Raw genomic sequence first — 23928 nt, forward strand, 5'->3', positions numbered from 1 at the left:
ACCATGCCTCCCATCGCTCAGGCCTATCTGACGCCATCGTCCAGTGCAGTGAAGTTCGCCATCAAGGGCACGCTGGCGATGTTTCTGGCCTTGTACTTCGCGCTATGGGCAGATCTCGAACGTCCTTACTGGGCCCTGATTTCGGCAGCCTTCCTGCAGATCCGTCCCATGAGCGGCATGGTGGTCGAAAAGGGCATCTGTCAGATGGCCGGCACCTTCATCGGTGCCGTCGCCGGCCTGACCATCATGGCACTGTTCTCCCAGGCCCGGGTTCCGGCCCTGTACTCGCTGACGCTGTGGCTGATGCTGTGCGTCTACTGGGCGACGATGACACGCAACAACCTTTCCTATGGCTGCATAATGGCCGCGGTCACCGCACTGTTGATCGTGGTGCTCGCCGGCAGCAACCCCACCAGCGCTTTCGATGTCGCCGTGGCCCGCCTCTCGGAGCTCGGTCTCGGGGCGCTGTGTGCCACCTTCGTCAGCGCCCTGCTCTGGCCCACTCATGTACAGCAGCATCTCGCCACCCAGGCCGACAATGTCGTCAATCGTGCCTTCGTACATGCCGCCCAGCAGTTGGAAGGCAGCCGTGACGATGCGGCCCTGCAGAATTCGCTGGCTGCAAGCCTCGGTCCGCTGATGATGCTGGAAACGGATAGCCAGGCGGCACGCTACGAGGGCCCGGCGGGTCCCGGAAGGGTCCGCGCCGCTCATACCCTGACCCGCCATACCGTGGCGATGTTCGCCTCGCTGGCCGCGCTCAACCAGATGCTGCGCGATTCCCGCGACCGGCTCGGTGATGATCTCGCCCACTTCGCCGCCGAGATCGCCGCCGCGCTACGTCGCGCCGAGCAGGTTCGGGGCGTGCCCAAGGCACGCGAGACGCTCCAGCAACTCCGTCACCAGGCCCACCAGCGGGAAATCGATCAGCTTTCCGGGTTGCAGCAGCGCATGGTGCTCGGGCTGCGCGAGGTGCTGGGCCAGGCCATGATCCTGCTCGATGCCCGCGAGGCCATTACCCATCCCGGTTCAAAGCGACTGCGCAGCCCCTCACTGTCCTGGCACCGCGATCACCTGGTCGCCAGCATCAATGCCGCCCGGGCAGGACTGGTCTTTCTTTTGACGGCGCTGTTCTGGCTGGCGACCAACTGGAACAATGGCCCGGTCGCCATGATGCTGGCCACCCTGTTTTCGGCTTTCTTCGCCACCCGCGACAATCCGGCCGGTGTCAGCCTGGTATTCTTCAAGGGCATGCTGGCGGCGATTCCCAGCGCCTTCATCTTCGGCCACGTCCTGCTGTCCCAGGCCAGCGGCTTCCCCATGCTCGCCATGCTGTTCGGCACGCCGCTGTTTCTCGGCCTGCTGGGCGCCGGTCATCCCGCCATGATGGGCTACAGCCTGGCTTTCACCATCTTCAATATCCTGTTCACCATGCCCGGTAACGGCATGGATTTCGGTATCGACAGTTTCCTCAACCGCGCCGTGGCGGTCATCCTTGGCCTGACCATGGTCACGTTCGGCTTTCGGTTGATCCCCGGCCCCGGTCCGCGTCTTTTGCGTCGCCGGCTGGTCAATGCCATCGTCCGGGACCTGCATCGCCTCACCCGGCGGCGGCGTATCCACCAGGCCGATGCCTGGCTCAGTGGCCGCATGGCCGACCGCATGCTGCAACTGTCGCGCCACGATGAGGTACTGCCCGAGGATCAGCGCTATCTGTTCAGCCTGGGGCTGACGGGGCTGGACGTCGGCCGCGCCTGCCTGCGCCTGCGTCATCGCCTGGACGATATCGATGTCCCCGAGGTGAGAAGCGCGCTACAGCATATGCTGAACACCTTGGCACGCGCTTACGCCGATAGCGCCCGCGGTCATCTCCCGCAGGGCATGGAAGACGCCAGCCGAGCGTTGATAGCGGCCATCGCCAGGCACGACAGTCTCCCGTTGGAGCGCCGGGTGCTGCTCGAAGGCCTGCTCGAACGTGTCCATCTAACGCTCCAGCGCCAGGCCCGACTGATGAAGCAAGCGACGAACACGCATCCTCACCAGCCGGCAGCGGCCCAACCGGAATGAATGCCGCATGTGATGCACCATTTTCAGGCATCCATCGACACCCCGCTTCCTGCAAGTGCATGCCAGCTTTTCTCGATACTGCTCATCCGGATACATTCATTCGTAATAAATTGATAGAAAAGAATAACGCAGCAACTTGGCAAGACTCTTGTATGTACTAGAGGGATTAATGGGGTATCGGTAGCCGAGGCTGCCACACAATTCGGTTCCAATGGATGGCTAGGGTTCCGGTCGCATCACTGCAGTCCCGGTGCGATGACTGGTCCGAGAGCTATCGACCCGGCGCGAACATGGAGCGTTATCTGTCACGGATGACATTCACTTCGCGCAAGGTTACACGGCGGGATAAAAACCCGGGAGGACAAGGTGCAGCACGCTGCTACCGATGCCCCCGAGCCATCTGCCCACATTGGAGGCCGCCATGCCCATCCGCTCCTCGCTCTCCCGCGCCGTCTCATCCGCTGCGTCTCGTCCGCGTCAGTTGCTGCTGGCCTCGGCGACCTTGTCCGCCCTGCTGACTTCCCCCTTTGCTCTGGCTCAGCAACGTGATCATTTCAGCGTCTGCTGGTCGATCTATGCCGGCTGGATGCCCTGGAGCTATGCCGACACCCAGGGCATCGTCGACAAATGGGCCGACAAGTACGACATCGACATCGACGTCGTGCAGGTCAACGATTACGTGGAATCGGTCAATCAGTTCACCTCCGGCAATGTCGACGGCTGCGCCATGACCAATATGGACGCGCTGACCCTGCCCGCCGCCAGCGGTGTCGACTCCACCGCACTGATCATCAACGACTACTCCAACGGCAACGACGGCATCGTGCTCAAGGACAGCGACAACCTGGCCGACATCGAGGGTCGCAAGGTCAATCTCGTGCAGTTCAGCGTCTCGCACTACTTGCTGGCTCGAGCGCTGGAGAGCGTGGGTTTCACCGAACGCGACATCGAGACGGTCAATACCTCCGATGCCGATATCGTGGCGATCTACCCCAACGACGACGTCGAGGCAGTGGCCGCCTGGAACCCGCAGCTAAGCGCTATCGACGAGTTGCCCAACAGCCATGTGGTCTACACCTCCAAGCAGATCCCCGGCGAGATCCTCGACATGATGGTGGTCAACACCGACACCCTGGCCGCCAACCCGGATTTCGGCCACGCCCTGGTAGGCGCCTGGTACGAGGTCATGGAGAAGATGGAAGCCGGTGACGGACAGGCGCTCTCGCAGATGGCCGAAGCTGCCGGTACGGGCCTGGAAGGCTACAAGGCGCAGCTTGCCGCCACTCACCTCTACACCGATCCCGTCGAGGCAGCTTCGCTGATGCGCAGCAGTGATCTGCTCGCCACCATGCAGCGCGTCGCCGAGTTCAGCTTCAAGCACGGTCTGCTCGGTGAAATGGCGCCCAACCCGGGTTTCGTGGGCATCGAGACGCCTCAAGGCACATTCGGCGACGAGTCCAACGTCAAGCTGCGTTTCGATCCCAGCTATACCGACGCCTACATCGAGTCGCAGCAGTAACCGCCGCGTCTCGCGCCATCGCCGGCCCGCCTGAGCTGTTGCCGAGCAGGCAACGCCGGTGGCACGCCATCCACCCGACGGAGTCATGCCCATGAAGCGACTCATCAATCTCGCGCCGACCCGAGGCAGTCGCTGGCTGCTGGGCCTGGTGCCATTCGTGCTCGTGGGGATGGTCTACCTCGGCCTGTCCAACGCGCGCCTGGCGGAGAATCCCAACGACCGCCTGCTGCCCTCGCCCGCGACCATGGCCGAAACCTTCGGTCAGTTGGCGACCGAAGCCAGCGTGCGCACCGGCAGCATTCCGTTGTGGGACGACACCTTCGCCAGTCTCGAACGCCTGGGTCTGGGCATTGCCATCAGCGCCCTGCTCGGCCTGACGATCGGCCTGTTCACCGGAGGACTGCCGCTGATACGCGCCAAGCTCTCGCCGCTGATCACGGTGATCTCGCTGATTCCGCCGATGGCCATCCTGCCGATCCTGTTCATCGCCTTCGGCACCGGCGAGATGGCCAAGATCGCGCTGATCGTGATCGGCGTGGCGCCGTTTCTGATCCGCGACCTGCAGAACCATGCCCTGCGCCTGCCCGACGAACAATTGATCAAGGCGCAGACCCTGGGGGCGAGTTCCTGGCAGGTACTGACTCGTGTGCTGCTGCCGCAGCTCACCCCACGGCTGATCGCCTCGACCCGCCTGGCGCTGGGCAGCGCCTGGCTGTTCTTGATCGCCGCCGAGGCCATCGCCGCCCAGGAGGGCCTGGGCTATCGCATCTTCCTGGTGCGTCGTTATCTCTCCATGGACGTGATCCTGCCCTACGTGGCGTGGATCACCCTACTGGCCTTCCTCATCGACCGGGTGCTGGTGCTGATCTCGACGCGTGCCTTTCCCTGGTACCACGCCGAGGAGGGAGACCAGAAATGAGTCACTCAAGGAGCCTGCTCGAAGCCCGGCGCGTGGAGAAGGACTACGGCAATCAGGTGGTACTCGAGCGCCTATCGTTTCGTGTCGATGCCGGCGAGTTCATCACCCTGGTCGGCGCCTCCGGCTGCGGCAAGACCACCTTCCTGAAACTGCTGCTGGGCACCGAACGCATCACCCGCGGCAGCCTGACGCTGGACGGCCGGCCACTGCCCGACGAGCCCGGCCCGGATCGCGGCGTGGTGTTCCAGAAGTATTCGGTATTCCCGCATCTCACCGTACTCGGCAACGTGATGATGGCCGAGGAGCTGGCCCGCTCGCCATGGCTGGGCAAGCTGTTCGGCAGTGCGCGCCGCCGGGCGCGTGATGCCGCCGTGGCGCGCCTCGATGAGGTCGGCCTGCAGAATGCGCTGGGCAAGTATCCGCACGAACTGTCCGGCGGCATGCAGCAGCGTCTGGCCATCGCCCAGGCGCTGATGATGAAGCCGCGCATCCTGCTGCTCGACGAACCCTTCGGCGCGCTGGACCCCGGCATCCGTCAGGACATGCATGCCCTGATCACCCGGCTGTGGCGCGAGCAGCAGCTAACCATCTTCATGATCACCCACGACGTCAAGGAAGCCTTTGCCCTCGGCACCCGACTGTGGGTGTTCGACAAGGTCCGCCACGACCCGCAGGCCCCCCAGGCCTACGGCGCCACCATCACCTACGACCTGCCGGTCGGCGAGATGCAGCAGCCCCCCGATGGACTCGCCGCCCAGCTCGACGCCACGACCCGCTTCACGATGATCACCCAGGAGACGCTGACATGAGTACGCCCACGCGCCCCAACGACGATGCGCGCTACACCACGCATCTTCCCGGCGGCCAGCACTGGTCGCTGCGCCTGCGTCGCGGCACCACGCTGACATTGACGGCGAAGGAAGCCGACACCAACGTCGGCCTGCTGTGCTACAACCCCGAGAACCTGCTCGAGCGCCTCAACCTGCCGGATACGCTGAAGGCCCAGCACACCTTCAAGCTGACCCGCGGCCACTGCCTGTACTCCGACATGGGACGCATCTTCGCCTCCATCGTCGAGGACGATCTCGGCTGGCACGACAGCGTGGGCGGCAACCTCATGCCGCAGCATCTGGTGAAGAAAGGCTGGCAGCCGGTCAGCTATCAACAGGCGCACAACGAATGGACCCGCACCGGTTACGACAGCTTCCTGGTCGAGCTGGCCAAGTACGGCCTCGGCCGGCGCGATATGGCTGCCAACCTCAACCTGTTCTCGCGGGTGGAAAGCGACGACGATGGCCTCCTGCGCTACGTCCCCGGTCATTGCCAGCCCGGCGCGAGCGTCAAGCTGCGCTTCGAGATGGACACCCTGGTGATCCTGCACACCTGCCCGCATCCGCTCGATCCCAGCGCCGGCTATCCGCGCCGCGGCGTGGATCTCGCTCTCGGCACCGCGCCGGCACTCACCGAGGACGACGTCTGCTACGGCTCGCGTCCGGAAAACGCCCGCGGCTTCGAGAACAATCGCCTCTACCATCTCGGCCTGTAAGGGAGACCGCCCCATGATCATCGAGAGCACCCAGCGTCCCGAGAACGCAGTGAGTCGCACCATCGTCGACGCGGGCGATCACTACATCGGCATCGTCAAGACCGGCCAGACCCTGCGCATCCTCGACCTGGAAGGCAACCAGGCCGCCGACACGCTGTTCTTCAACGCTCACGACACCGCCGAGCGCTACAGCGCCATGGACACCATTCGCGAACAGGGTGCGGTCTACCTCACCGCCGGCTCGAAACTGTTGTCCAGCGAAGGCAACGTGATGCTGACCGTGACCGCCGATACCTGCGGCCGCCACGACACCTTGGGCGGCGCCTGCGCCAGCGAGAGCAATACCGTGCGCTACGATCTGGAAAAGCGCCACATGCATTCGTGCCGCGACAACTGGATGCAGGCCATCGCCAACCACCCCGAGTACGCCATCACCAAGCGCGACATCACTCACAACATCAACTTTTTCATGAACGTGCCGGTCACCGCCGAAGGCGGGCTGACCTTCGCGGACGGTATCTCGGCGCCGGGCAAGTACGTGGAAATGGTCGCCGAGATGGATGTGGTGGTGCTGGTTTCCAACTGCCCGCAGCTCAACAACCCGTGCAATGGCTATAACCCGACCCCCATTGAATTGCTGGTCTGGAACTAGCCACCCCCGCTGGACAAGGCGGCGCCAGGCATGGGGACACGCGAAGCTCTTTTTCAGGGATGAAAAAGTTGAGCGTCCAGGGAGGGATTTATAGCGTCTTCGCGTTCCCATGCCGGGGATAGCCGCCGATTGCCAGTTGCTGATCAGTCGTGTCTTGCCATGGGGACGGCCCCATGACGCAACAAGTTTCGGCGGGACGACCCGCCACCAGCTTTAGGCAACCTCCATGTTCAACAAGGTTCTGATTGCCAATCGCGGCGCCATCGCCGCACGCATCCAGCGTACGCTCAAACGCCTCGGTATCGGCTCGGTGGTAGTCTACGCCGAGGCCGACCGCGACGCGCCCTACGTGTTTGCCGCCGACGAGTCCTACTCGCTGGGCGAAGGCGCCGCCGCCAGTACCTACCTGGACATCGACAAGCTGATCACCCTTGCCAAGCAGAGCGGCGCCGAGGCGGTGCATCCCGGTTACGGCTTCCTCTCCGAGAACACGAAGTTCATCCAGGCCTGCGAGGAAGCTGGACTGGTGTTTCTCGGCCCGACGCCCGACCAGATCCGCGACTTCGGCTTGAAGCACGAGGCACGCGCCTTGGCCGAACGCGCCGGGGTGCCGCTGGTGCCCGGATCCGGGCTGCTCGACAGCGTCGAAGAGGCCATTCAAGAAGCCGCGCGCATCGGCTATCCGGTGATGCTCAAGTCCACTGCCGGCGGTGGCGGCATCGGCATGCAGATATGCGACGATGAAGCGGCATTACAGCGTGCCTTCGACTCGGTGCGTGGCCTCGGCGAGCGCAACTTCGGCGACGCCGGGGTATTCCTCGAAGCCTATATCGCCCGCGCACGCCACCTGGAAGTGCAGCTGTTCGGCGATGGCCAGGGCAACGTCGTGGCCCTCGGCGAGCGCGACTGCTCCACCCAACGCCGCCATCAGAAGGTGCTCGAGGAGTGCCCGGCCCCCAACCTGCCCGAGCGTGTGCGCCGCGAACTGCACGCCACCGCCGTGCGTCTGGGCGAGGCCGTCAGCTACCGCAATGCCGGTACCGTGGAATTCATCTACGACGCCGAGCGCGAGGCGTTCTACTTCCTCGAGGTCAACACCCGCCTGCAGGTCGAGCACGGCGTCACCGAGGAGGTCTGGGGCGTGGATATCGTCGAGTGGATGATTCGCCTCGGCGCGGGCGAGTTGCCTCCGCTCGACGAATTGACCCGCGATCTCGTCCCGAGGGGGCACGCCATCCAGGCGCGTCTCTACGCCGAGGACCCCAGCCACGATTTCCGCCCCAGCGCCGGGCTGCTCACCGAAGTCGAGTTTCCTGAAGCGCCCGGCCTGCGTGTCGATCACGCCATCGAGGCGGGCCTGGAAGTCTCGGCGCTGTTCGACCCCATGCTGGCCAAGGTGATCGTGCATGCCGAGGATCGCGCCAGTGCCGCCGATCAGCTCGCCCAGGTACTGGAGCAATCCAGCGTCTACGGCTTCGAAACCAACCGCACCTGGCTGTCGCGGGTGCTGCGCGACGACCGTTTCCGCAATGCGAATGTGCACACCCGCTGGCTGACCGAACTATACTGGGCACCGCCGGCCATCGAGGTGCTGAGTGCCGGCACGCTAACCTCCATTCAGGATTTCCCGGGGCGTCAGGGGCATTGGGACGTGGGCGTGCCGCCTTCCGGCCCGTTCGACGACTGGTCATTCCGCCTCGGCAATCGCCTGCTCGACAACCCGGCCGACGCTGCAGGGCTGGAGATCACGCTTACCGGCCCCACGCTGCGTTTTCACCGCGCCACCCAGATCGTGCTCGCCGGTAGCGAACTGCCCGCCGAGCTCGACGGCCAGAAGGCAGGTTTCTGGCGGGTGCTGGACGTTCCCGCCGGCGCCACGCTGACGCTGGGCAAGGCCAGTGCCGGGGCACGCGCCTATCTGCTGGTACGCGGTGGCATCGACTGCCCGCTGTATCTCGGATCCAGGGCCACCTTCACGCTGGGCCAGTTTGGCGGCCATGGCGGGCGGGCCCTGCGCACCGGCGATATGCTCGCGCTGCCCGAACTGGACGCCACGGCAACGCGCGCCCTGCCTGACGCGCTCAAGCCCCAGCTCGTCAGCAAGGAGAGCGGACATGTCCGGGAGATTGCGGTGCTCTACGGCCCGCATGGCGCCCCGGACTTCTTCACCGAAGGCGACATCGATACCTTCTTCGCCCACGAGTGGGAGGTGCACTACAACTCCAGCCGTACCGGTGTGCGTCTGATCGGACCGCGTCCCGAGTGGGCGCGTGCCGATGGCGGCGAGGCCGGCCTGCACCCGTCGAACATTCATGACAACGCCTACGCCTTCGGCACCATCGACTTTACCGGCGACATGCCGGTAATTCTCGGCCCCGATGGCCCCTCGCTGGGTGGCTTCGTATGCCCGGCCACGGTGGTGCGCGCCGAGCGCTGGAAACTCGGCCAGCTCACCGCCGGCGATCGCATTCGCTTCGTGCCGGTGGATCTCGCCACTGCCCGTCGACTGGAAGCGCGCCAGCAGGCCCAGCTCGAGTCGTTGCGCGAACAGCCCGCCGTGACGGTGACAGAAGCGCGCGGCACCCCGGTGCTGCGCGATGTGCCGGCCGAGACTGCCGGTGAGCGCATCGTCTACCGCCGCGCCGGCGACGACTTCCTGCTCGTCGAATTCGGCGCCATGGAACTCGACATCGCCCTGCGTTTTCGCGTCCATGCCTGGATGCTGTGGCTGCAGGACAATGTCCTGCCCGGCCTGCGTGAACTCACGCCGGGCATCCGTTCGCTGCAGATCCACTACGAACCCGACGCACTCGCCCTCGATGACCTGCTTGCGCTTCTCGAGCGCGCCGAGCGCGAACTGCGCGACGTCGAGTCGCTGGAGGTCGAGTCGCGTACCGTGCGCCTGCCACTTTCCTGGGACGACCCCGCCTGCCAGGAAGCCATCGACAAGTACCAGCGCTCGGTGCGACCGGACGCTCCTTGGTGCCCCAGCAATCTGGAGTTCATTCGCCGCATCAACGGGTTCGACGCCATCGAGCAGGTGCGCGACATCGTCTTCAATGCCCGCTATCTGGTGATGGGCCTGGGTGACGTCTACCTCGGCGCGCCGGTGGCCACGCCGCTCGACCCCGCCCAGCGCTTGGTCACCACCAAGTACAACCCGGCACGCACCTGGACCGCCGAGAATTCGGTGGGCATCGGCGGCGCCTATCTGTGCGTGTACGGCATGGAAGGCCCCGGCGGCTACCAGTTCGTCGGGCGCACCCTGCAGATGTGGAACCGCTATCGCCGCACCGAGTTCTTCGATAACCCCTGGCTGCTGCGCTTCTTCGATCAACTGCGCTTCTTCGAGGTCAGCCACGACGAGCTGTTGCGGATCCGTCGCGACTTTCCCCATGGACGCTACCCGCTCCAGGTCGAGACCACGCGCTTCCGACTCGCCGACTACCAGGCCGACATCGAGGCCCGTGCCGAACAGATCCGTGAGTTCCGCGAGCACCGCGAAGCCGCCTTCCAGCAGGAGATGGCCGACTGGCGCGCCAACGGCCAGTTCACCTTCGAGGATCAGGCCCCCCAAGCCGCCGAGGCCACGGAACTCGCCAGCGACGAACTGGGCATCGACAGCCCCGTCACCGGCAGCCTGTGGAAGCTGACGGTGGCCGAGGGCGAAACGGTCGAGACCGGACAGGTGGTGGCGCTGGTCGAGTCGATGAAGATGGAAGTCGAGATCCTCGCCCAGCAGGCGGGCCGGGTCACGCGCCTGCCTCTGGCCGAAGGCGCCGCCGTCGCTCCCGGCCAGCCGATCGTGATTCTCGAACAGACCTTGAACCTGGAGACGTCCGCATGAGCGCCATCGACATGACGATTACCCCCCTGCTGGCCCGCTATCGCGCCAATGAGCTGACCCCGCGCGAACTGATCGACACGCTGCTCACCGATGCCGAAGCGCGCGGCACCGATCCCGCCTGGATCACGCGGCTGTCTCGCGAACAGCTCGAGTCCTACCTGACAAGGCTCGAGGCCGCCGACCCGCAGGCGCTTCCACTCTACGGCATTCCGTTCGCCATCAAGGACAATATCGATCTGGCCGGCGTGCCGACCACGGCGGGCTGTCCGGCCTATGCCTACACGCCGGACGCGTCCGCCTTCGTGGTGCGCCAGTTGATCGAGGCCGGCGCCATTCCGCTGGGCAAGACCAACCTCGACCAGTTCGCCACCGGGCTGGTCGGCGAGCGCGCCCCGGACATCTACGGCGTGCCCGGCAACGCCTTCGACGACAAGCGCATCCCCGGCGGCTCGAGCAGCGGCTCGGCGGTCACCACCGCCCAGGGCCAGGTCAGCTTCGCGCTGGGCACCGATACCGCCGGCTCCGGGCGCGTGCCGGCGTGCTTCAACAACCTGTTCGGCGTCAAGCCAACGCTGGGCCTGCTGAGCACCGCCGGTGTGGTGCCGGCCTGTGCCACGCTGGACACCATCAGTATCTTCGCGCTGAGCGCCGACGATGCCCATGCAGTGCTGGCCATTGCCGGCCAGTACGATCCGGCGTGCGCCTGGTCGCGACGTCACGATTTCGCCGTGGCCGGAAAAGCCTACGGCGAGGCGCCGAAACGCTTTCGCTTCGGCGTGCCTCCCGAGTCGCAGTGGCATACCGATGCGTCCTACAGCGCCGGCATGCACCAGGCCATCGGCGAACTCGAAGCGCTGGGCGGCGTGAAGGTCGAGCTAGACTGCACGCCGCTACTGGCCGCGGCGCGCCTGCTCTACGAAGGACCATGGATCGCCGAACGCTACCACGCCGTGCATGACTTGCTCGAAAGCCAGCCCGAGGCGCTGCATCCGGTCACTTTCAAGGTCATCGAGGGCGGCGGCAAGCCACGTGCGGTGGACGCCTTCGATGCGCGCTACAAGCTCGCCGAGTACAAGCGCCAGGCCGATGCCCTGCTCGCCCAGGTCGACGTGATGCTGGCCCCGACCACGGTGGAACACCCCACCAGGGCCGAAGTGGCCGCGGAGCCCATTGCCGTCAATTCGCGGTTGGGCACTTGGACCAACTTCATGAACCTGCTCGATTACAGCGCCCTGGCCGTGCCCACCGGTTTCACCCAAGCCGGGCTGCCGTTCGGCGTCACCCTGTTCGGCCCGGCCTTTGCCGACCTGACGCTGTTGAGTCTGGGACGCGCGCTGGAGCGCCGCCTCGACTTGCCGCTGGGCGCCACCGGTATCGCCCGCTCACCGCTGCCGGCCCTGCCCGACGCCCGTGACGGCATGTTGGACCTGGTGGTATGCGGAGCGCACCTCGACGGCCTGCCGCTCAACCATCAGTTGACCCGCCGCGGCGCCACGAAGGTCGCCAGCACCCATAGCAGCCCGCATTACCGGCTCTATGCGCTGGCCGGGGGACCACCGGCGCGTCCGGCGATGGTACGCGACGATCAGGATGGCGCGGCCATCGAGCTGGAGGTGTGGCGCCTGCCCATCGACAGCGTCGGCAGCTTTCTTGACGGCATTCCCGCCCCGCTCGGGCTGGGGCAGGTCGAACTGGAAGGCGGCGAATGGAAGTGCGGCTTCATCTGCTCCGCCGGTGCCCTGGAAATGGATGGCCCGGCCGAGGACGTCACCCGTTTCGGCGGCTGGAGAGGCTGGATCGCCAGCCAGCAGTGATCGAACCAGGAGGCAGCCATGAGCCATGCACAACAGCAGCTCAGTGACTTTCAGTCACTGCCGGTAATCGAATATCGGCGGGCTCTTCGGTCCCCATGAAAACGAACGCCAGTCCGCGCCGAGCAGCTCGGTGACGCGGCGCGCAACGTGGGTTTCTTTCACATCGTCGGTCACGGCATCGGCGAGGAACTGCGCCAGGGGCTGCTGGCACAGGCCCAGCGCTTCTTCGCCCAGCCGGCAGCGGCCCAGCCGGAATGAATGCCGCATGTGATGCACCATTTCAATGCCGCTTCTTCCCGCTTCGTCCTGTTTAGTGCCACTTCGCCCTGAAACGGGCCTGTATCCCACCGCTCGGGTCCGGTTCATTGCAGGTCGGCGTAAAGGATTCGTATCTGTTCCGATCAGTCATTGTTGTCTTTTTACTTTATCGGTTTACGCAAGAAATTGTCGTGACTTGAAAATTCACTTACGACAACGACATACCCGATTCCTCCATAAAACATTGCTAAAACGTGCTTTGTGGAGCGGGCGGACGCTGCCTATGGTGTTAAGAGCCACTTCGCTCGGAGTGGTTTGACCGACCGTGAAAGCTTAAGGAGCAGCGCATGTTCTATCACGCCAAGGAACTGCAGTTTAACGCACGCGTCTCAAAGCCCGACCCCAAGTTCGCCAGCCTGCTTCTTGAGCAGTTCGGGGGCATGAACGGAGAATTGAAGGCTGCCATGCAGTACTTCACCCAAGCCTTTGCCGCGCGTCAGCCCTATCCCGAAAAGTATGACATGCTGATGGATATCGCCATCGAGGAATTCAGCCACCTCGAAATCGTGGGTGCCACCATTCAGATGCTGATGAATGGCGTCAATGGTGAGTTGAAAGACATTTCCGAAAAGTCGGAAATCATGCAGATGGTCGGGGGTGGAAAAGGCCAGAAGGAAAGTCTGATTCATGAGTCGATGGTCAACCCCATGTTTCTGGCGGTTAGCGGCGGCAGCCCGGCCGTGACCAACAGCCAGGGCGTCCCCTGGAGTGGTTACTATGTCGATGCCAATGGCGACATGACGGTGGACTTGCGCTCGGACATCGCAGCCGAATCACGGGCCAAGATCACCTACGAATACCTCATGCAATTCACCGATGATCCCGAGGTCAAGGAAACGCTCAAGTTCCTGATGACTCGCGAAGTGGCACACCATCAGATGTTCGAGGCGGCACTCGCCACGCTGGAGCCGAACTTCCCGCCAGGCGTCATGCAGGGCGACCCACGTTACTCAAACCTGTATTTCAACACCTCCAAGGGCGAGGATGCGAGAGGTCCCTGGAACGAAGGCAACAGCCCCATTCTGGGCGAACCCTGGCAGTATATCGATGACCCCCACCAGGCCGTCAGGGCTACCAACGGGCTTCGCGACCAGCAGCCCCAGGGCGCGGCCATGAGCATGGAGGAAGCGGACAAGATAAGCCACGAGGTCAGCGAGATGCGCAGTAAGGAGATCAAGAACGCGGTGCCCAAGGGGAGCAATCAATGGAGCCATTACGACAAGTAATGCGCTGCGTCAGCTAGCGGCACTGTTAAGCACCCTGCTTCGCCAGGGTGCTCTACTTTCCGCTCATCCATCGGTTCGCCCGTTACCTGGGGCTCTGCCCGCGGAGCCGCGTCGCGGTCGTGAAGCTCTACGTCAATCCGGCCCACAAACCGGCAGAGGCCTCTCATAACGCATGACGCCCGACAAGGTCGGGCGTCATGATAGGGGCCTTGTGTGACGAGAGATGGGCGCTACTTCTGACCGAACAGATGCTTGCGGGCCTGCTCGTCCATTTCCACGCCTCCCTGGGGGTTGATCTCCTCCGCCCGGGCGTAGGCGCGCTGCACCGCCTTGCGCTGACCAACCTGCTCGAACCAGCGCTGCAGGCTGGGAAAGTCCTCGATGTCCTGCCCCTGGTTGGCATAGGGCTTGATCCACGGCCAGATCGCCATGTCGGCGATCGAGTAGTCGTCACCGGCGACGTACTCGTGATCCGCCAGCTGCTTGTCGAGCACACCGTAGAGTCGTGTGGTTTCCTTGATGTAGCGCTCGATGGCGTACTCGATCTTCTTCGGCGCGTAGTTGCGAAAGTGGTGATTCTGCCCGGCCATCGGGCCCAGCCCACCCATCTGCCAGTAGAGCCACTGCAGCACTACGTAGCGCTCGCGTCCGGATCTGGGCAGGAACTTGCCAGTCTTGTCGGCAAGATATTCCAGAATCGCACCGGACTCGAACAGGGCAAGAGGCTGGCCCTCGTCCGCCGGTGTGCGGTCGACGATGGCGGGTATGCGGTTGTTGGGCGCGATCTCAAGGAACTCGGGACTGAACTGCTCGCCCTTGCCGATATTGATGGGATGAAGGCGATACTCCATCCCGGCCTCTTCGAGGAAGAGGGTGATCTTGTGGCCGTTCGGCGTAGTCCAGTAATACAGATCGATCATGCCAACCTCCTGTTGCGATGCATCACGACTCCAATACTGACAATACGGCAGGCACGGCATATCCCGCCAGCCTGCCGAAACCTGGTTCAGGAAGGATCATAGGCGCCTTCGATGTCCACGATACGTGTCGCGTTGCGCCCTACTCCGCCATGCAGCTCGAGCATGCGCTCCAGCCAGGCATAGACCGGGTCGGCGTTGGACACCAGGTCGGCGGTCGACACCGTACGCGCCCACATGAAGTGACCGAAAATCAGATAATCCGCCGCGGCCGGGGTATCGCCATCCAGAAAGTCGGCCTCGGAGAGGCGCCCGCGCATCGGCTCCAGCGCCTGATCGAGCATCGTCAGGCCCTTGCTCGGCGCATGTACCTCCTCAAGCGTACGTCCCAGCGCCTTCTCGCGGGTGCTGCGAAAATAGTCGCGATCCTGTGGATGGATAGCGTTGAGCAGATCCATCACCACGGTACGCAACATGCCGGGCGCCAGGCTGCGCTCGCCGTAGAACTTGAAGAAGCGCGCCCTGGCCTCGGCTTCCGGGCTGCCCAGCAGCGACTTCTCGGGGTAGGTACGGTCCAGGTAGCGAAAGATCTCGAAACTGTCCGTTACCGTCTGGTCGCCGTCGACGAATACCGGCACCTTGCCCTGCTCGGAAAAGGCGATGGCCTCCTTGTCGGTGAAGCGCCAGGGACGAAACTCGCATTCCAGTCCCTTGTGCGCCAGCGCCATGCGTACCCGCCAACAGTAGGGGGAAAACCGCAGACGCTCATCGCGACCGCACAGGTCATACATGATACGTGCCATTGAAAGCTCCTCTTTTTTCAGACCGGGCCACCCGCTCACATCCATCCGCGAGCGCGATAATCCTTTGCATGGTGCGCGCTTACCGCTAATGGATCACCTTCATGAGCTTATCTATTAGTCGAAGAAAAGACACGACTCGTGACACTGCAGACAGTTTTAAACGCTACTCGTTGTTAAATAAAGTCCTTTTTATTCAAAAGGATAAATCAAAAAATCCACCTCAAACAGATACTGGTCATACCAATTTGCCAGGATTGGCTAACGCCGGGTTCACGTTTATCTTTCGCTCGATGCCATCAACAAGGGGCCGGGCCCGCCAATAACGACCAGAACCGTTGATCGCCATCGGGCATCTTCCGCCAGGAGCTTGCTCCCCTTATCAGCAGGCTGGGTATTCCAGGCTGGACAAGAAAGACAAATCAGGGATCTATGATCATGAACCAAACGCTGCTTTCGCTACTCGCCTTCCTGCCGCTGGTGCTGGCGGGCGTGATGTTGATCGGGTTTCGAATACCCGCCAGAACGGCCATGCCCGTCGTGTTCCTGGTGGCCGCGCTGGTCGCGCTGTTCGCCTGGGACATGTCGTTCACTCGCGTCGTCGCCTCCACGCTCCAGGGTCTGATCCTTACGGTTTCCATCCTGTGGATCATCTTCGGCGCCATCCTGCTGCTCAACACGCTCAAGCACTCCGGCGGTATCACCGCGATCCGCAACGGCTTCTCCGGCATCAGCCCTGATCGCCGGGTACAGGCGCTGATCGTCGCCTGGCTGTTCGGCTGTTTCATCGAAGGCGCTTCGGGCTTCGGCACCCCCGCCGCCGTCGCCGCCCCGCTGATGGTGGCTCTGGGCTTCCCGGCGCTGGCCGCCGTGGTGGTGGGCATGATGATCCAGTCCACCCCTGTCTCCTTCGGCGCGGTGGGTACGCCCATCGTGGTCGGCGTCACCGGCGGTCTCAACCGGGCGCAGATTACCGAGCAGCTTGCTGCCGACGGCTCCAGCTGGGAAACCTTCTTCCGTCTGGTGACCTCCGAAGTGGCCATCCTTCACGGCATCGTCGGGATTCTGATGCCCCTGATCATGGTCATCATCATGGTGCGCTTCTTCGGCAAGAACCGCTCCTGGACAGAAGGTCTGTCCATCGCGCCCTTTGCCATCTTTACCGGCATCTGCTTCGTGGTGCCCTACATGCTCGCCGGCGTGCTGCTCGGGCCGGAGTTCCCGTCGATGATCGGCGCGCTGGTGGGTCTGGCCATCGTCGTCCCCGCGGCACGCAAGGGCTTCCTGCTGCCCAAGGACAGCTGGGACTTCCCGGAAAGCACTTCCTGGCCCGACGAGTGGATCGGCAAGATCCAGATTAAGCTCGATGAGGTCGCCGGCAAGACGCCCATCTCCGTATTCATGGGCTGGGTTCCCTACGTGCTGCTGGCCATCTTCCTGGTGATCTCGCGCACCGTGGCGCCGGTCAAGGATTTCCTGACCTCGATCAGCTTCGGCTGGAGCGATATCCTGGGCGAAGCTGGCGTCTCCGGCAGCATCCAGCCGCTCTATCTGCCCGGCGGTATCATCCTGTTCGTGGTCCTGATCACCATCTTCATGCACCGCATGCGTGGCGGCGAGGTCGCGGCGGCCTTCTCCGAATCCACCAAGACGATTCTCGGCGCCGGCTTCGTGCTGATCTTCACCATTCCCATGGTGCGCATCCTGATCAACTCCGGTGTCAACGGCTCCGATCTGGTCTCCATGCCGGTGGCCATGGCACGGCTGGTGGCCGACAGCGTGGGCAGCGTCTATCCCTTCTTCGCCCCGGCCGTCGGTGCACTCGGCGCGTTCATCGCCGGCTCCAACACCGTATCCAACCTGATGCTGGCCGACTTCCAGTTCAACGTCGCCCAGGCGCTGGGGCTGTCCACCGCGATGATGGTGGCGCTGCAGGCGGTGGGTGCCGCGGCGGGCAACATGATCGCCATCCACAATGTGGTAGCGGCATCGGCCACGGTCGGCCTGCTCGGGCGTGAGGGCACCACCCTGCGCAAGACCATCCTGCCGACGCTGTATTATCTGATCTTCACCGGCACCCTCGCCCTGCTGGCCTTCTACGTCTTCGACATCACCGACCCGCTGCTGGGCGGCTGATCCCGTCAGGCATGTAGCATGCGAAACCCCGGTCCAGTGGACCGGGGTTTTTCTTTGCCGCGCGTCTCAGGAACCGGCCGAAGGCACCAGCTCCGGCGCCTGGCGAGCCGCATAACGCCGCGCCAGGATAGCGCAAACGAATAGCTGAAGCTGATGAAACAGCATCAGCGGCAATACGATACTGCCGACATCCTGCGGCGCGAACAGCACGTTGGCCATCGGCACGCCACTGGCCAGGCTCTTCTTGGAACCGCAGAACACCAAGGTGATCTCGTCCTCGCGGGAGAACTTCATCAACCGGCTCGCCGCGGTGGTAATCGCCAGTACGGCGGCCAGCAGCAGGCAGTCGACCACGATCATCACGGCCAGTCCGGTCGCGGACAGCTGTCCCCACAGTCCCGCCACCCTGGCTTCGCTGAACGCCAGGTAAACCACCATCAGAATCGAGCCGCGATCCACCAGGCTCAGCCACGTCTTGTTGCGCCTGACCCAGTTGCCGATCCACGGCTGCAGCAACTGCCCCAGCATGAACGGTGCCAGCAGTTGCAGGAGAATCGCTCCCACCGCATCCAGCGAGACACTGCTCCCCTCACTCTGGGCGGTGAGCAGCAATCCGACCAGCAACGGGGTGATGAACATGCCCAGGATATTGGACGCCGATGCCGCGCAGACCGCTGCGGGGACATTGCCCCCCGCGATCGAGGTGAAGGCGATCGAGGATTGTACCGTCGAGGGCAGCACGCAAAGAAACAGCACGCCCATGTACAGCGCCGGTGGCAGCAGCGATGGCGAGATCAGGCCAATGACCAGCCCCAGCACGGGAAACAGCACGAAGGTGCTGGCGAAGATCACCAGATGCAGACGCCAGTGCAGAATCCCCTCCAGCACCGCCCTGGGCGACAGACGTGCACCATGCAGAAAGAACAGCAGCGCGATGGCCAGTGTCGTGGCCAGCGAGAACCCTTCGGCGAACTCGCCACGGGCAGGCAAGAGGGAGGCAACGATCACCGCGCCGATCAGTAGCAAGAGGAACTTGTCGATATTGAGCCGACGTAACAGATTCACGAGAACTCCTGGCAGCAAGCAAAACGTAACGAAACCGGGCTGATATGAGATGCCGGCCCGGCCGTCAATGCAAGCCCGGCCGCTCCGGCCCGGCTATGTCCACCCCTCGAGGCGCATGGCGGAGCGTTCCAGGCGCTCCTCCTCCGCCTCGATATCGCGCAAGTTGTCGCGCACGCTGTGCAGATGCTCCTGAGCGACACGCCAGGCCAGATCCGGCTGACGCCCGACGATGGCACGATGCAGGCGCTCATGCTGCTGGTTGATCTGCGCGCGCGGGCCGGGTCGGTGATAGAGATTGTTGACCGAGGCGAAAACCGAGCTCAGCCACAGATCGGTCAGCCCCTGAAGGGTATAGACCAACACCGGATTGTGTGACGCCTCGCAGATCGCCAGATGAAAGGCATGGTCGAGTCGCGCCAGGGTGGGCACATCCACGTCGTCGGCATTCTCGACCAGCGCCACCAGTTCCTCGTAGCGCCGGGTAATCAGCACGAAGTCCGCCGGCGTACCGCGTAGCGCCGCCAGCCGGGCGGACTCCCCTTCCAGCAGCGCGCGCACCTCGAGCAGATCGTAGAGGGTACGCGGATGGTCGCGAAACATGTGCATGAGAGGACTGTCGTCACGGGCCGGCAGCAACTGAGCCACGAAGGAGCCTCGGCCCTGCTGAGTATCGATGATGCCGCGCCCGCGCAGCACCCGCAGCCCTTCGCGCAACGACGCTCGCGATACCCCCAGCTTGTTGCACAAGCGACGCTCCGAGGGTAGCGCCTGGCCCGGCTTGATGATCCCGTCGAGGATCAGTTTTTCGATCTTGGTCGCCACCGTGTCCGGCATTCGCGACGGTGCTTGTGTAGGTGACATGCCGAACTCCTTTGCGGTTGGCATCGTATCAATCGGCAGTAAACGCACGCTCCCCAATGTCTGCCACCATACTGGTCAGACCAGAAACCGGACACCTAGCCTTTCGTCTTATCCTTTCGGCTAATAGGCATGTCGACAGCGTTCCAAGAGAATGCGGGGACAGGTTCCAAGTCGTTTGGAACAACTGGTCTGACCAGCAACGAACCATAGCGTGCGACAGACGCGCAGAGACGGGCGATGTCGGCCCAGGCACTATCGGCGCCACGGCAACCCGACGTGATGATGAGGGACAGCCATGAACATCCTCTTTGATGAACGCCTCGACGGCGAGCTGCCGGCGGTCGACAAGACCACGGTCCTGGCGCGACTCGAGCAGGCGATTCCCGACCTGACCCTGCTGCACCGCGAAGAGGACCTGCGCCCCTTCGAGTGCGACGGGCTTTCCGCCTACCGGGTGCTGCCGATGCTGGCCGCCCTGCCCGAGACGCTCGATCAGGTCGAGACACTGATGCGCACCTGCTTCGAGCTGGGCGTTCCGGTGGTGACCCGTGGCGCCGGTACCGGCCTGTCCGGCGGCGCCCTGCCACTGGAACGCGGCGTGCTGCTGGTGATGTCGCGCTTCAAGCGCATTCTCGAGGTCGATCCCGATGCGCGTATGGCCCGGGTCCAGCCCGGCGTGCGCAACTTGGCGATTTCCGAGGCCGCAGCCCCCTACGGGCTGTATTACGCGCCCGACCCCTCCTCGCAGATCGCCTGCTCGATCGGCGGCAACGTCGCCGAGAATGCCGGTGGCGTGCACTGCCTCAAGTACGGCCTGACCGTGCACAACGTGCTCAAGGTCGAGATCGTCACCATCGAGGGCGAGCGCATGACGCTGGGCGCCGAATCCCTTGATGCGCCAGGCTTCGATCTGCTGGCGCTGTTCACCGGTTCCGAAGGCATGCTCGGCGTGGTCACCGAAGTCACCGTCAAGCTGCTGCCCAAACCGGAGAGCGCCAAGGTGCTGATGGCCAGCTTCGACGACGTCGAAAAGGCCGGCAAGGCGGTGGGCGACATCATCGCCGCGGGCATCGTGCCCGGCGGCCTGGAGATGATGGACAAGCTGGCCATTCGTGCCGCCGAGGACTTCATTCGCGCCGGCTACCCGGTCGAGGCCGAGGCAATCCTGCTCTGCGAACTCGACGGCGTGGAGGCCGATGTCGACGACGACTGCCAGACGGTACGTCATGTGCTCGAAGCCGCCGGCGCCACCGACATCGCCCAGGCCCGTGACGACGCCGAACGCGCCAAGTTCTGGGCCGGGCGCAAGAATGCCTTCCCTGCCGTGGGACGCATGTCACCGGACTACTACTGCATGGACGGCACCATCCCGCGCCGCGAGCTGCCCCGCGTGCTGAAGGGCATCGCCGAGCTCTCCGAACAGCACGGCCTGCGGGTCGCCAACGTCTTCCATGCCGGCGACGGCAACATGCACCCGCTGATCCTGTTCGATGCCAACAAGCCCGGCGAGCTGGAACTGGCCGAAGAGGTCGGCGGCAAGATCCTCGAGCTATGCGTGGCGGCCGGCGGCAGCATCACCGGCGAACACGGCGTGGGCCGCGAGAAGATCAATCAGATGTGTTCGCAGTTCCAGTCCGACGAGCTGACCACGTTCCATGCCGTCAAGGCCGCCTTCGACGACAAGCGTCTGCTCAACCCGGGCAAGAACATTCCCACGCTGAACCGCTGTGCCGAATTCGGTGCCATGCACGTGCATAACAACGAACTGCCGCATCCCGAGCTGCCGCGATTCTGAGGTCCAAGATGGAATACCACGAACAGGACAACTACCCCGCCCACGCCGAGCGCGACATCCCGGCCGGTCGTGGACAGGACGACAGCGCGGCGCTCTGCGAGCAGGTCCGCCAGGCCAGTGCCGAAGGCACCCCGCTGAAGATCGTCGGCGGTGATACCAAGGCCTTCTATGGCCGGCCGGTGGAGGGCCGCCCACTATCGACGGTGGGCCACACCGGCATCGTGCACTACGATCCGGTGGAGCTGGTGATCAGCGTGCGCACTGGCACTCCGCTGCATGAATTCGAGGCGGCGCTGGCCGCCGAAGGTCAGCAGCTCGGCTGCGAGCCGCCGCACTTCGGCGACGCCGCCACCGTCGGCGGCATGATCGCCACCGGCCTTTCCGGACCGCGTCGGCCCTGGGCCGGCAGCGTACGCGATTTCGTGCTCGGCACCCGGGTGATCAACCACGAGGGCAAGCAGTTGCGCTTCGGCGGCGAGGTCATGAAGAACGTCGCCGGCTACGACCTCTCCCGGCTGATGGCTGGTGCCCAAGGCACACTCGGCGTGCTCACCGAGGTCTCGCTCAAGGTGCTGCCCAAGCCCGCCGCACGTCATAGCCTCGCGCTGCAGATGCCGCTTGACGAAGCACTCGCCAAGCTCGCCGAGTGGGGCCGTCAGCCGCTACCGATGACCGCCGCCGCCTACCACGACGGCACGCTGCGCTTGCGCCTGGAAGGCGGCAACAGCTCGGTGGCCGCGACCGCGGAACGCCTGGGCGGCGACACGCTCGACGACCGCTTCTGGACGGAATTGCGCGAACACCGGCTGGCCTTCTTCTCCGAGGACACCCGACCGCTGTGGCGCCTGTCGCTGCCCATGAACACGCCGGCTCTGACACTCGACGGCGACTGGCTGCTCGACTGGGGCGGTGCCCAGCGCTGGCTGAAGAGCGCGGATTCCGCCGACACCATCCGCGAGGCCGCGGCCCGCGCCGGTGGCCACGCCACCTGTTGCACGCCCGGTGCGGCCGAGCCGTTCACGCCGCTGTCGCCGGTACTGGCCAAGTATCACCGTAACCTCAAGGCCAGCCTCGATCCCAAGGGGATTTTCAACCCCGGCCGTCTCTACGGGGAGCTCTGACATGCAAACGCACTTTTCCGAAGAAGCCCTGGCCCAGCCGCACATTCGCGAGGCCGACCGCATCCTGCGCACCTGCGTGCATTGCGGCTTCTGCAACGCCACCTGCCCCACCTACCAGTTGTTGGGTGATGAGCGCGACGGGCCGCGTGGACGCATCTACCTGATGAAGGAACTGCTGGAGAGCCCGGAGGGTGACGATCAGGTCACTCAGGAGACCCAGCTGCACCTTGACCGCTGCCTGACCTGCCGCAACTGCGAAACCACCTGCCCGTCCGGCGTCGAGTACCACAAGCTGCTCGATATCGGCCGCGCCGAGGTGGAGCGTCGCGTGGGCCGCCCGGCCCGGGATCGGGCGCTGCGCTACGGCCTGCGCAAGGCCCTGGTCGATCCCAAGCGCTTCCAGGCGCTGCTGGCCATGGGGCAGACCTTCCGCCCGCTGGCGCCGGTCATGCTCAGGGACAAGATTCCGCCCAAGGCGGTGAACGTCGGCAAACGTCCCGCGCCTCAGCGCCACGCCCGGCAGATGCTGATCCTCGAAGGCTGCGTGCAGCCGGGCCTGGCGCCCAATACCAATGCCGCCACCGCCCGCGTGCTGGACCGGCTGGGCATCGGCCTGACGCCGGCACCTCAGGCCGGATGCTGCGGCGCCATCGACTTCCACCTCAACGCCCAGGATGACGGGCGTGCGCGCATGCGCGCCAATATCGACGCCTGGTGGCCAGCGATCGAGAGCGGCGCCGAGGCCATCGTACAGACCGCCAGCGGCTGCGGCGCCTTCGTCAAGGAATACGCCGAGATGCTCGCCGACGATCCGCAGTACGCCGACAAGGCCAAGCGCGTCAGCGCCCTGGCCAAGGATCTGGTGGAGATCCTGCGCGACGAGGATCTCGACGCCCTGCAGGCAAAGGAGAACCGCAAGCTGGCGTTCCACTGCCCCTGCACCCTGCAGCATGCCCAGAAGCTCGGCGGTTCGGTGGAAGGCGTGCTCGCGCGTCTGGGCTTCAGCCTGACGCCGGTCGCCGACGCCCACCTCTGCTGCGGCTCCGCCGGCACCTACTCGGTGACCCAGCCCGAGCTTTCGAAGCAGTTGCGCGACAACAAGCTCGACAATCTCGAAGCCGGCGATCCCGAACTGATCGTCACCGCCAACATCGGCTGCCAGACGCATCTCAACGGTGCCGGACGCACGCCGGTGAGGCACTGGATAGAAATCGTCGACGAGGCGCTGGAAAAACACTGAAAAGCTGCTGCGCTCCGCAGATCGCGACGCTTTACAGCGCTTTTCATTCCACAATCACTCTGATAATCAATTAATAGGACACCAA

The 23928-nt window shown here is 64.2% G+C and carries 18 protein-coding genes and 1 riboswitch; of the genes, 13 read left to right on the plus strand and 5 right to left on the minus strand.

Annotated features, from left to right (window positions below; genetic code table 11):
* Positions 1 to 3: 3 nt before the first annotated feature.
* The 8 genes from ACYQ12_RS14650 (at position 4) to atzF (ending at position 12364) form a co-directional block, all read left to right on the plus strand.
* Positions 4 to 2067: an FUSC family protein gene (locus ACYQ12_RS14650; RefSeq protein ID WP_459873123.1), complete on the plus strand. Its 2064-nt coding sequence runs from the start codon at positions 4 to 6 to the stop codon at positions 2065 to 2067.
* 208 nt (positions 2068 to 2275) lie between these two features.
* Positions 2276 to 2429, plus strand: a riboswitch (guanidine-I (ykkC/yxkD leader).
* A 59-nt stretch (positions 2430 to 2488) separates the two neighbouring features.
* Positions 2489 to 3586: a putative urea ABC transporter substrate-binding protein gene (locus ACYQ12_RS14655; protein ID WP_459873125.1), complete on the plus strand. Its 1098-nt coding sequence runs from the start codon at positions 2489 to 2491 to the stop codon at positions 3584 to 3586.
* A gap of 91 nt (positions 3587 to 3677) precedes the next feature.
* On the plus strand, positions 3678 to 4505 hold the full coding sequence (locus ACYQ12_RS14660) for an ABC transporter permease (protein WP_459873127.1): 828 nt from the start codon (positions 3678 to 3680) through the stop codon (positions 4503 to 4505).
* The gene (locus ACYQ12_RS14665; RefSeq protein ID WP_459873129.1) at positions 4502 to 5314 is read left to right on the plus strand and encodes an ABC transporter ATP-binding protein; all 813 of its coding nucleotides are present in this window, start codon (positions 4502 to 4504) and stop codon (positions 5312 to 5314) included. Before ACYQ12_RS14660 ends, ACYQ12_RS14665 begins: the two co-directional genes overlap by 4 nt.
* A complete protein-coding gene (locus tag ACYQ12_RS14670; RefSeq protein ID WP_459873131.1) occupies positions 5311 to 6051 on the plus strand; it encodes an urea amidolyase associated protein UAAP1 in 741 nt (246 codons plus the stop codon). The genes ACYQ12_RS14665 and ACYQ12_RS14670 overlap by 4 nt, the downstream gene beginning before the upstream one ends.
* 13 nt (positions 6052 to 6064) lie before the next feature.
* A complete protein-coding gene (locus tag ACYQ12_RS14675; RefSeq protein ID WP_459873133.1) occupies positions 6065 to 6703 on the plus strand; it encodes an urea amidolyase associated protein UAAP2 in 639 nt (212 codons plus the stop codon).
* 226 nt (positions 6704 to 6929) lie between these two features.
* Complete coding sequence (gene uca, locus ACYQ12_RS14680) at positions 6930 to 10550, plus strand: urea carboxylase (protein ID WP_459873135.1); 3621 nt, start codon at positions 6930 to 6932, stop codon at positions 10548 to 10550.
* A complete protein-coding gene (gene atzF, locus ACYQ12_RS14685) occupies positions 10547 to 12364 on the plus strand; it encodes an allophanate hydrolase (protein WP_459873137.1) in 1818 nt (605 codons plus the stop codon). Before uca ends, atzF begins: the two co-directional genes overlap by 4 nt.
* A gap of 54 nt (positions 12365 to 12418) precedes the next feature.
* Here atzF and ACYQ12_RS14690 read toward each other — a convergent pair whose 3' ends face one another.
* The gene (locus ACYQ12_RS14690; RefSeq protein ID WP_459873139.1) at positions 12419 to 12631 is read right to left on the minus strand and encodes a hypothetical protein; all 213 of its coding nucleotides are present in this window, start codon (positions 12629 to 12631) and stop codon (positions 12419 to 12421) included.
* A 338-nt stretch (positions 12632 to 12969) separates the two neighbouring features.
* Between ACYQ12_RS14690 and ACYQ12_RS14695 the strand changes: the two genes are divergently transcribed.
* A complete protein-coding gene (locus tag ACYQ12_RS14695) occupies positions 12970 to 13908 on the plus strand; it encodes a manganese catalase family protein (RefSeq protein WP_459873141.1) in 939 nt (312 codons plus the stop codon).
* A gap of 230 nt (positions 13909 to 14138) precedes the next feature.
* Here ACYQ12_RS14695 and ACYQ12_RS14700 read toward each other — a convergent pair whose 3' ends face one another.
* The gene (locus tag ACYQ12_RS14700) at positions 14139 to 14828 is read right to left on the minus strand and encodes a glutathione binding-like protein (RefSeq protein ID WP_459873143.1); all 690 of its coding nucleotides are present in this window, start codon (positions 14826 to 14828) and stop codon (positions 14139 to 14141) included.
* Between the two features lie 86 nt (positions 14829 to 14914).
* Positions 14915 to 15628: a glutathione S-transferase N-terminal domain-containing protein gene (locus ACYQ12_RS14705; RefSeq protein WP_459873145.1), complete on the minus strand. Its 714-nt coding sequence runs from the start codon at positions 15626 to 15628 to the stop codon at positions 14915 to 14917.
* A gap of 435 nt (positions 15629 to 16063) precedes the next feature.
* On the opposite strand from ACYQ12_RS14705, the gene ACYQ12_RS14710 reads away from it, so the two are divergent.
* Positions 16064 to 17761: an L-lactate permease gene (locus ACYQ12_RS14710; protein WP_459873147.1), complete on the plus strand. Its 1698-nt coding sequence runs from the start codon at positions 16064 to 16066 to the stop codon at positions 17759 to 17761.
* 66 nt (positions 17762 to 17827) lie between these two features.
* Here the strand turns inward: ACYQ12_RS14710 and ACYQ12_RS14715 are convergent, their stop codons facing one another.
* Both ACYQ12_RS14715 and glcC read right to left on the minus strand, forming a co-directional pair.
* The gene (locus tag ACYQ12_RS14715) at positions 17828 to 18826 is read right to left on the minus strand and encodes a bile acid:sodium symporter family protein (protein ID WP_459873149.1); all 999 of its coding nucleotides are present in this window, start codon (positions 18824 to 18826) and stop codon (positions 17828 to 17830) included.
* Positions 18827 to 18919: 93 nt separating this feature from the next.
* Positions 18920 to 19687 carry a transcriptional regulator GlcC gene (glcC, locus tag ACYQ12_RS14720; RefSeq protein WP_459873151.1) on the minus strand — a complete coding sequence of 256 codons (768 nt, stop codon included), beginning with the start codon at positions 19685 to 19687 and terminating at the stop codon, positions 18920 to 18922.
* A 295-nt stretch (positions 19688 to 19982) separates the two neighbouring features.
* Between glcC and glcD the strand changes: the two genes are divergently transcribed.
* Genes glcD through glcF form a run of 3 tightly spaced genes read left to right on the plus strand, consistent with a single transcriptional unit; the run spans position 19983 to position 23843 of the window.
* Positions 19983 to 21482: a glycolate oxidase subunit GlcD gene (glcD, locus tag ACYQ12_RS14725; RefSeq protein ID WP_459873153.1), complete on the plus strand. Its 1500-nt coding sequence runs from the start codon at positions 19983 to 19985 to the stop codon at positions 21480 to 21482.
* Between the two features lie 8 nt (positions 21483 to 21490).
* A complete protein-coding gene (glcE, locus tag ACYQ12_RS14730) occupies positions 21491 to 22603 on the plus strand; it encodes a glycolate oxidase subunit GlcE (RefSeq protein WP_459873155.1) in 1113 nt (370 codons plus the stop codon).
* 1 nt (position 22604) lies between these two features.
* A complete protein-coding gene (gene glcF / locus ACYQ12_RS14735) occupies positions 22605 to 23843 on the plus strand; it encodes a glycolate oxidase subunit GlcF (RefSeq protein ID WP_459873157.1) in 1239 nt (412 codons plus the stop codon).
* Positions 23844 to 23928: the final 85 nt, after the last annotated feature.

Source organism: Halomonas shantousis, assembly GCF_054654615.1.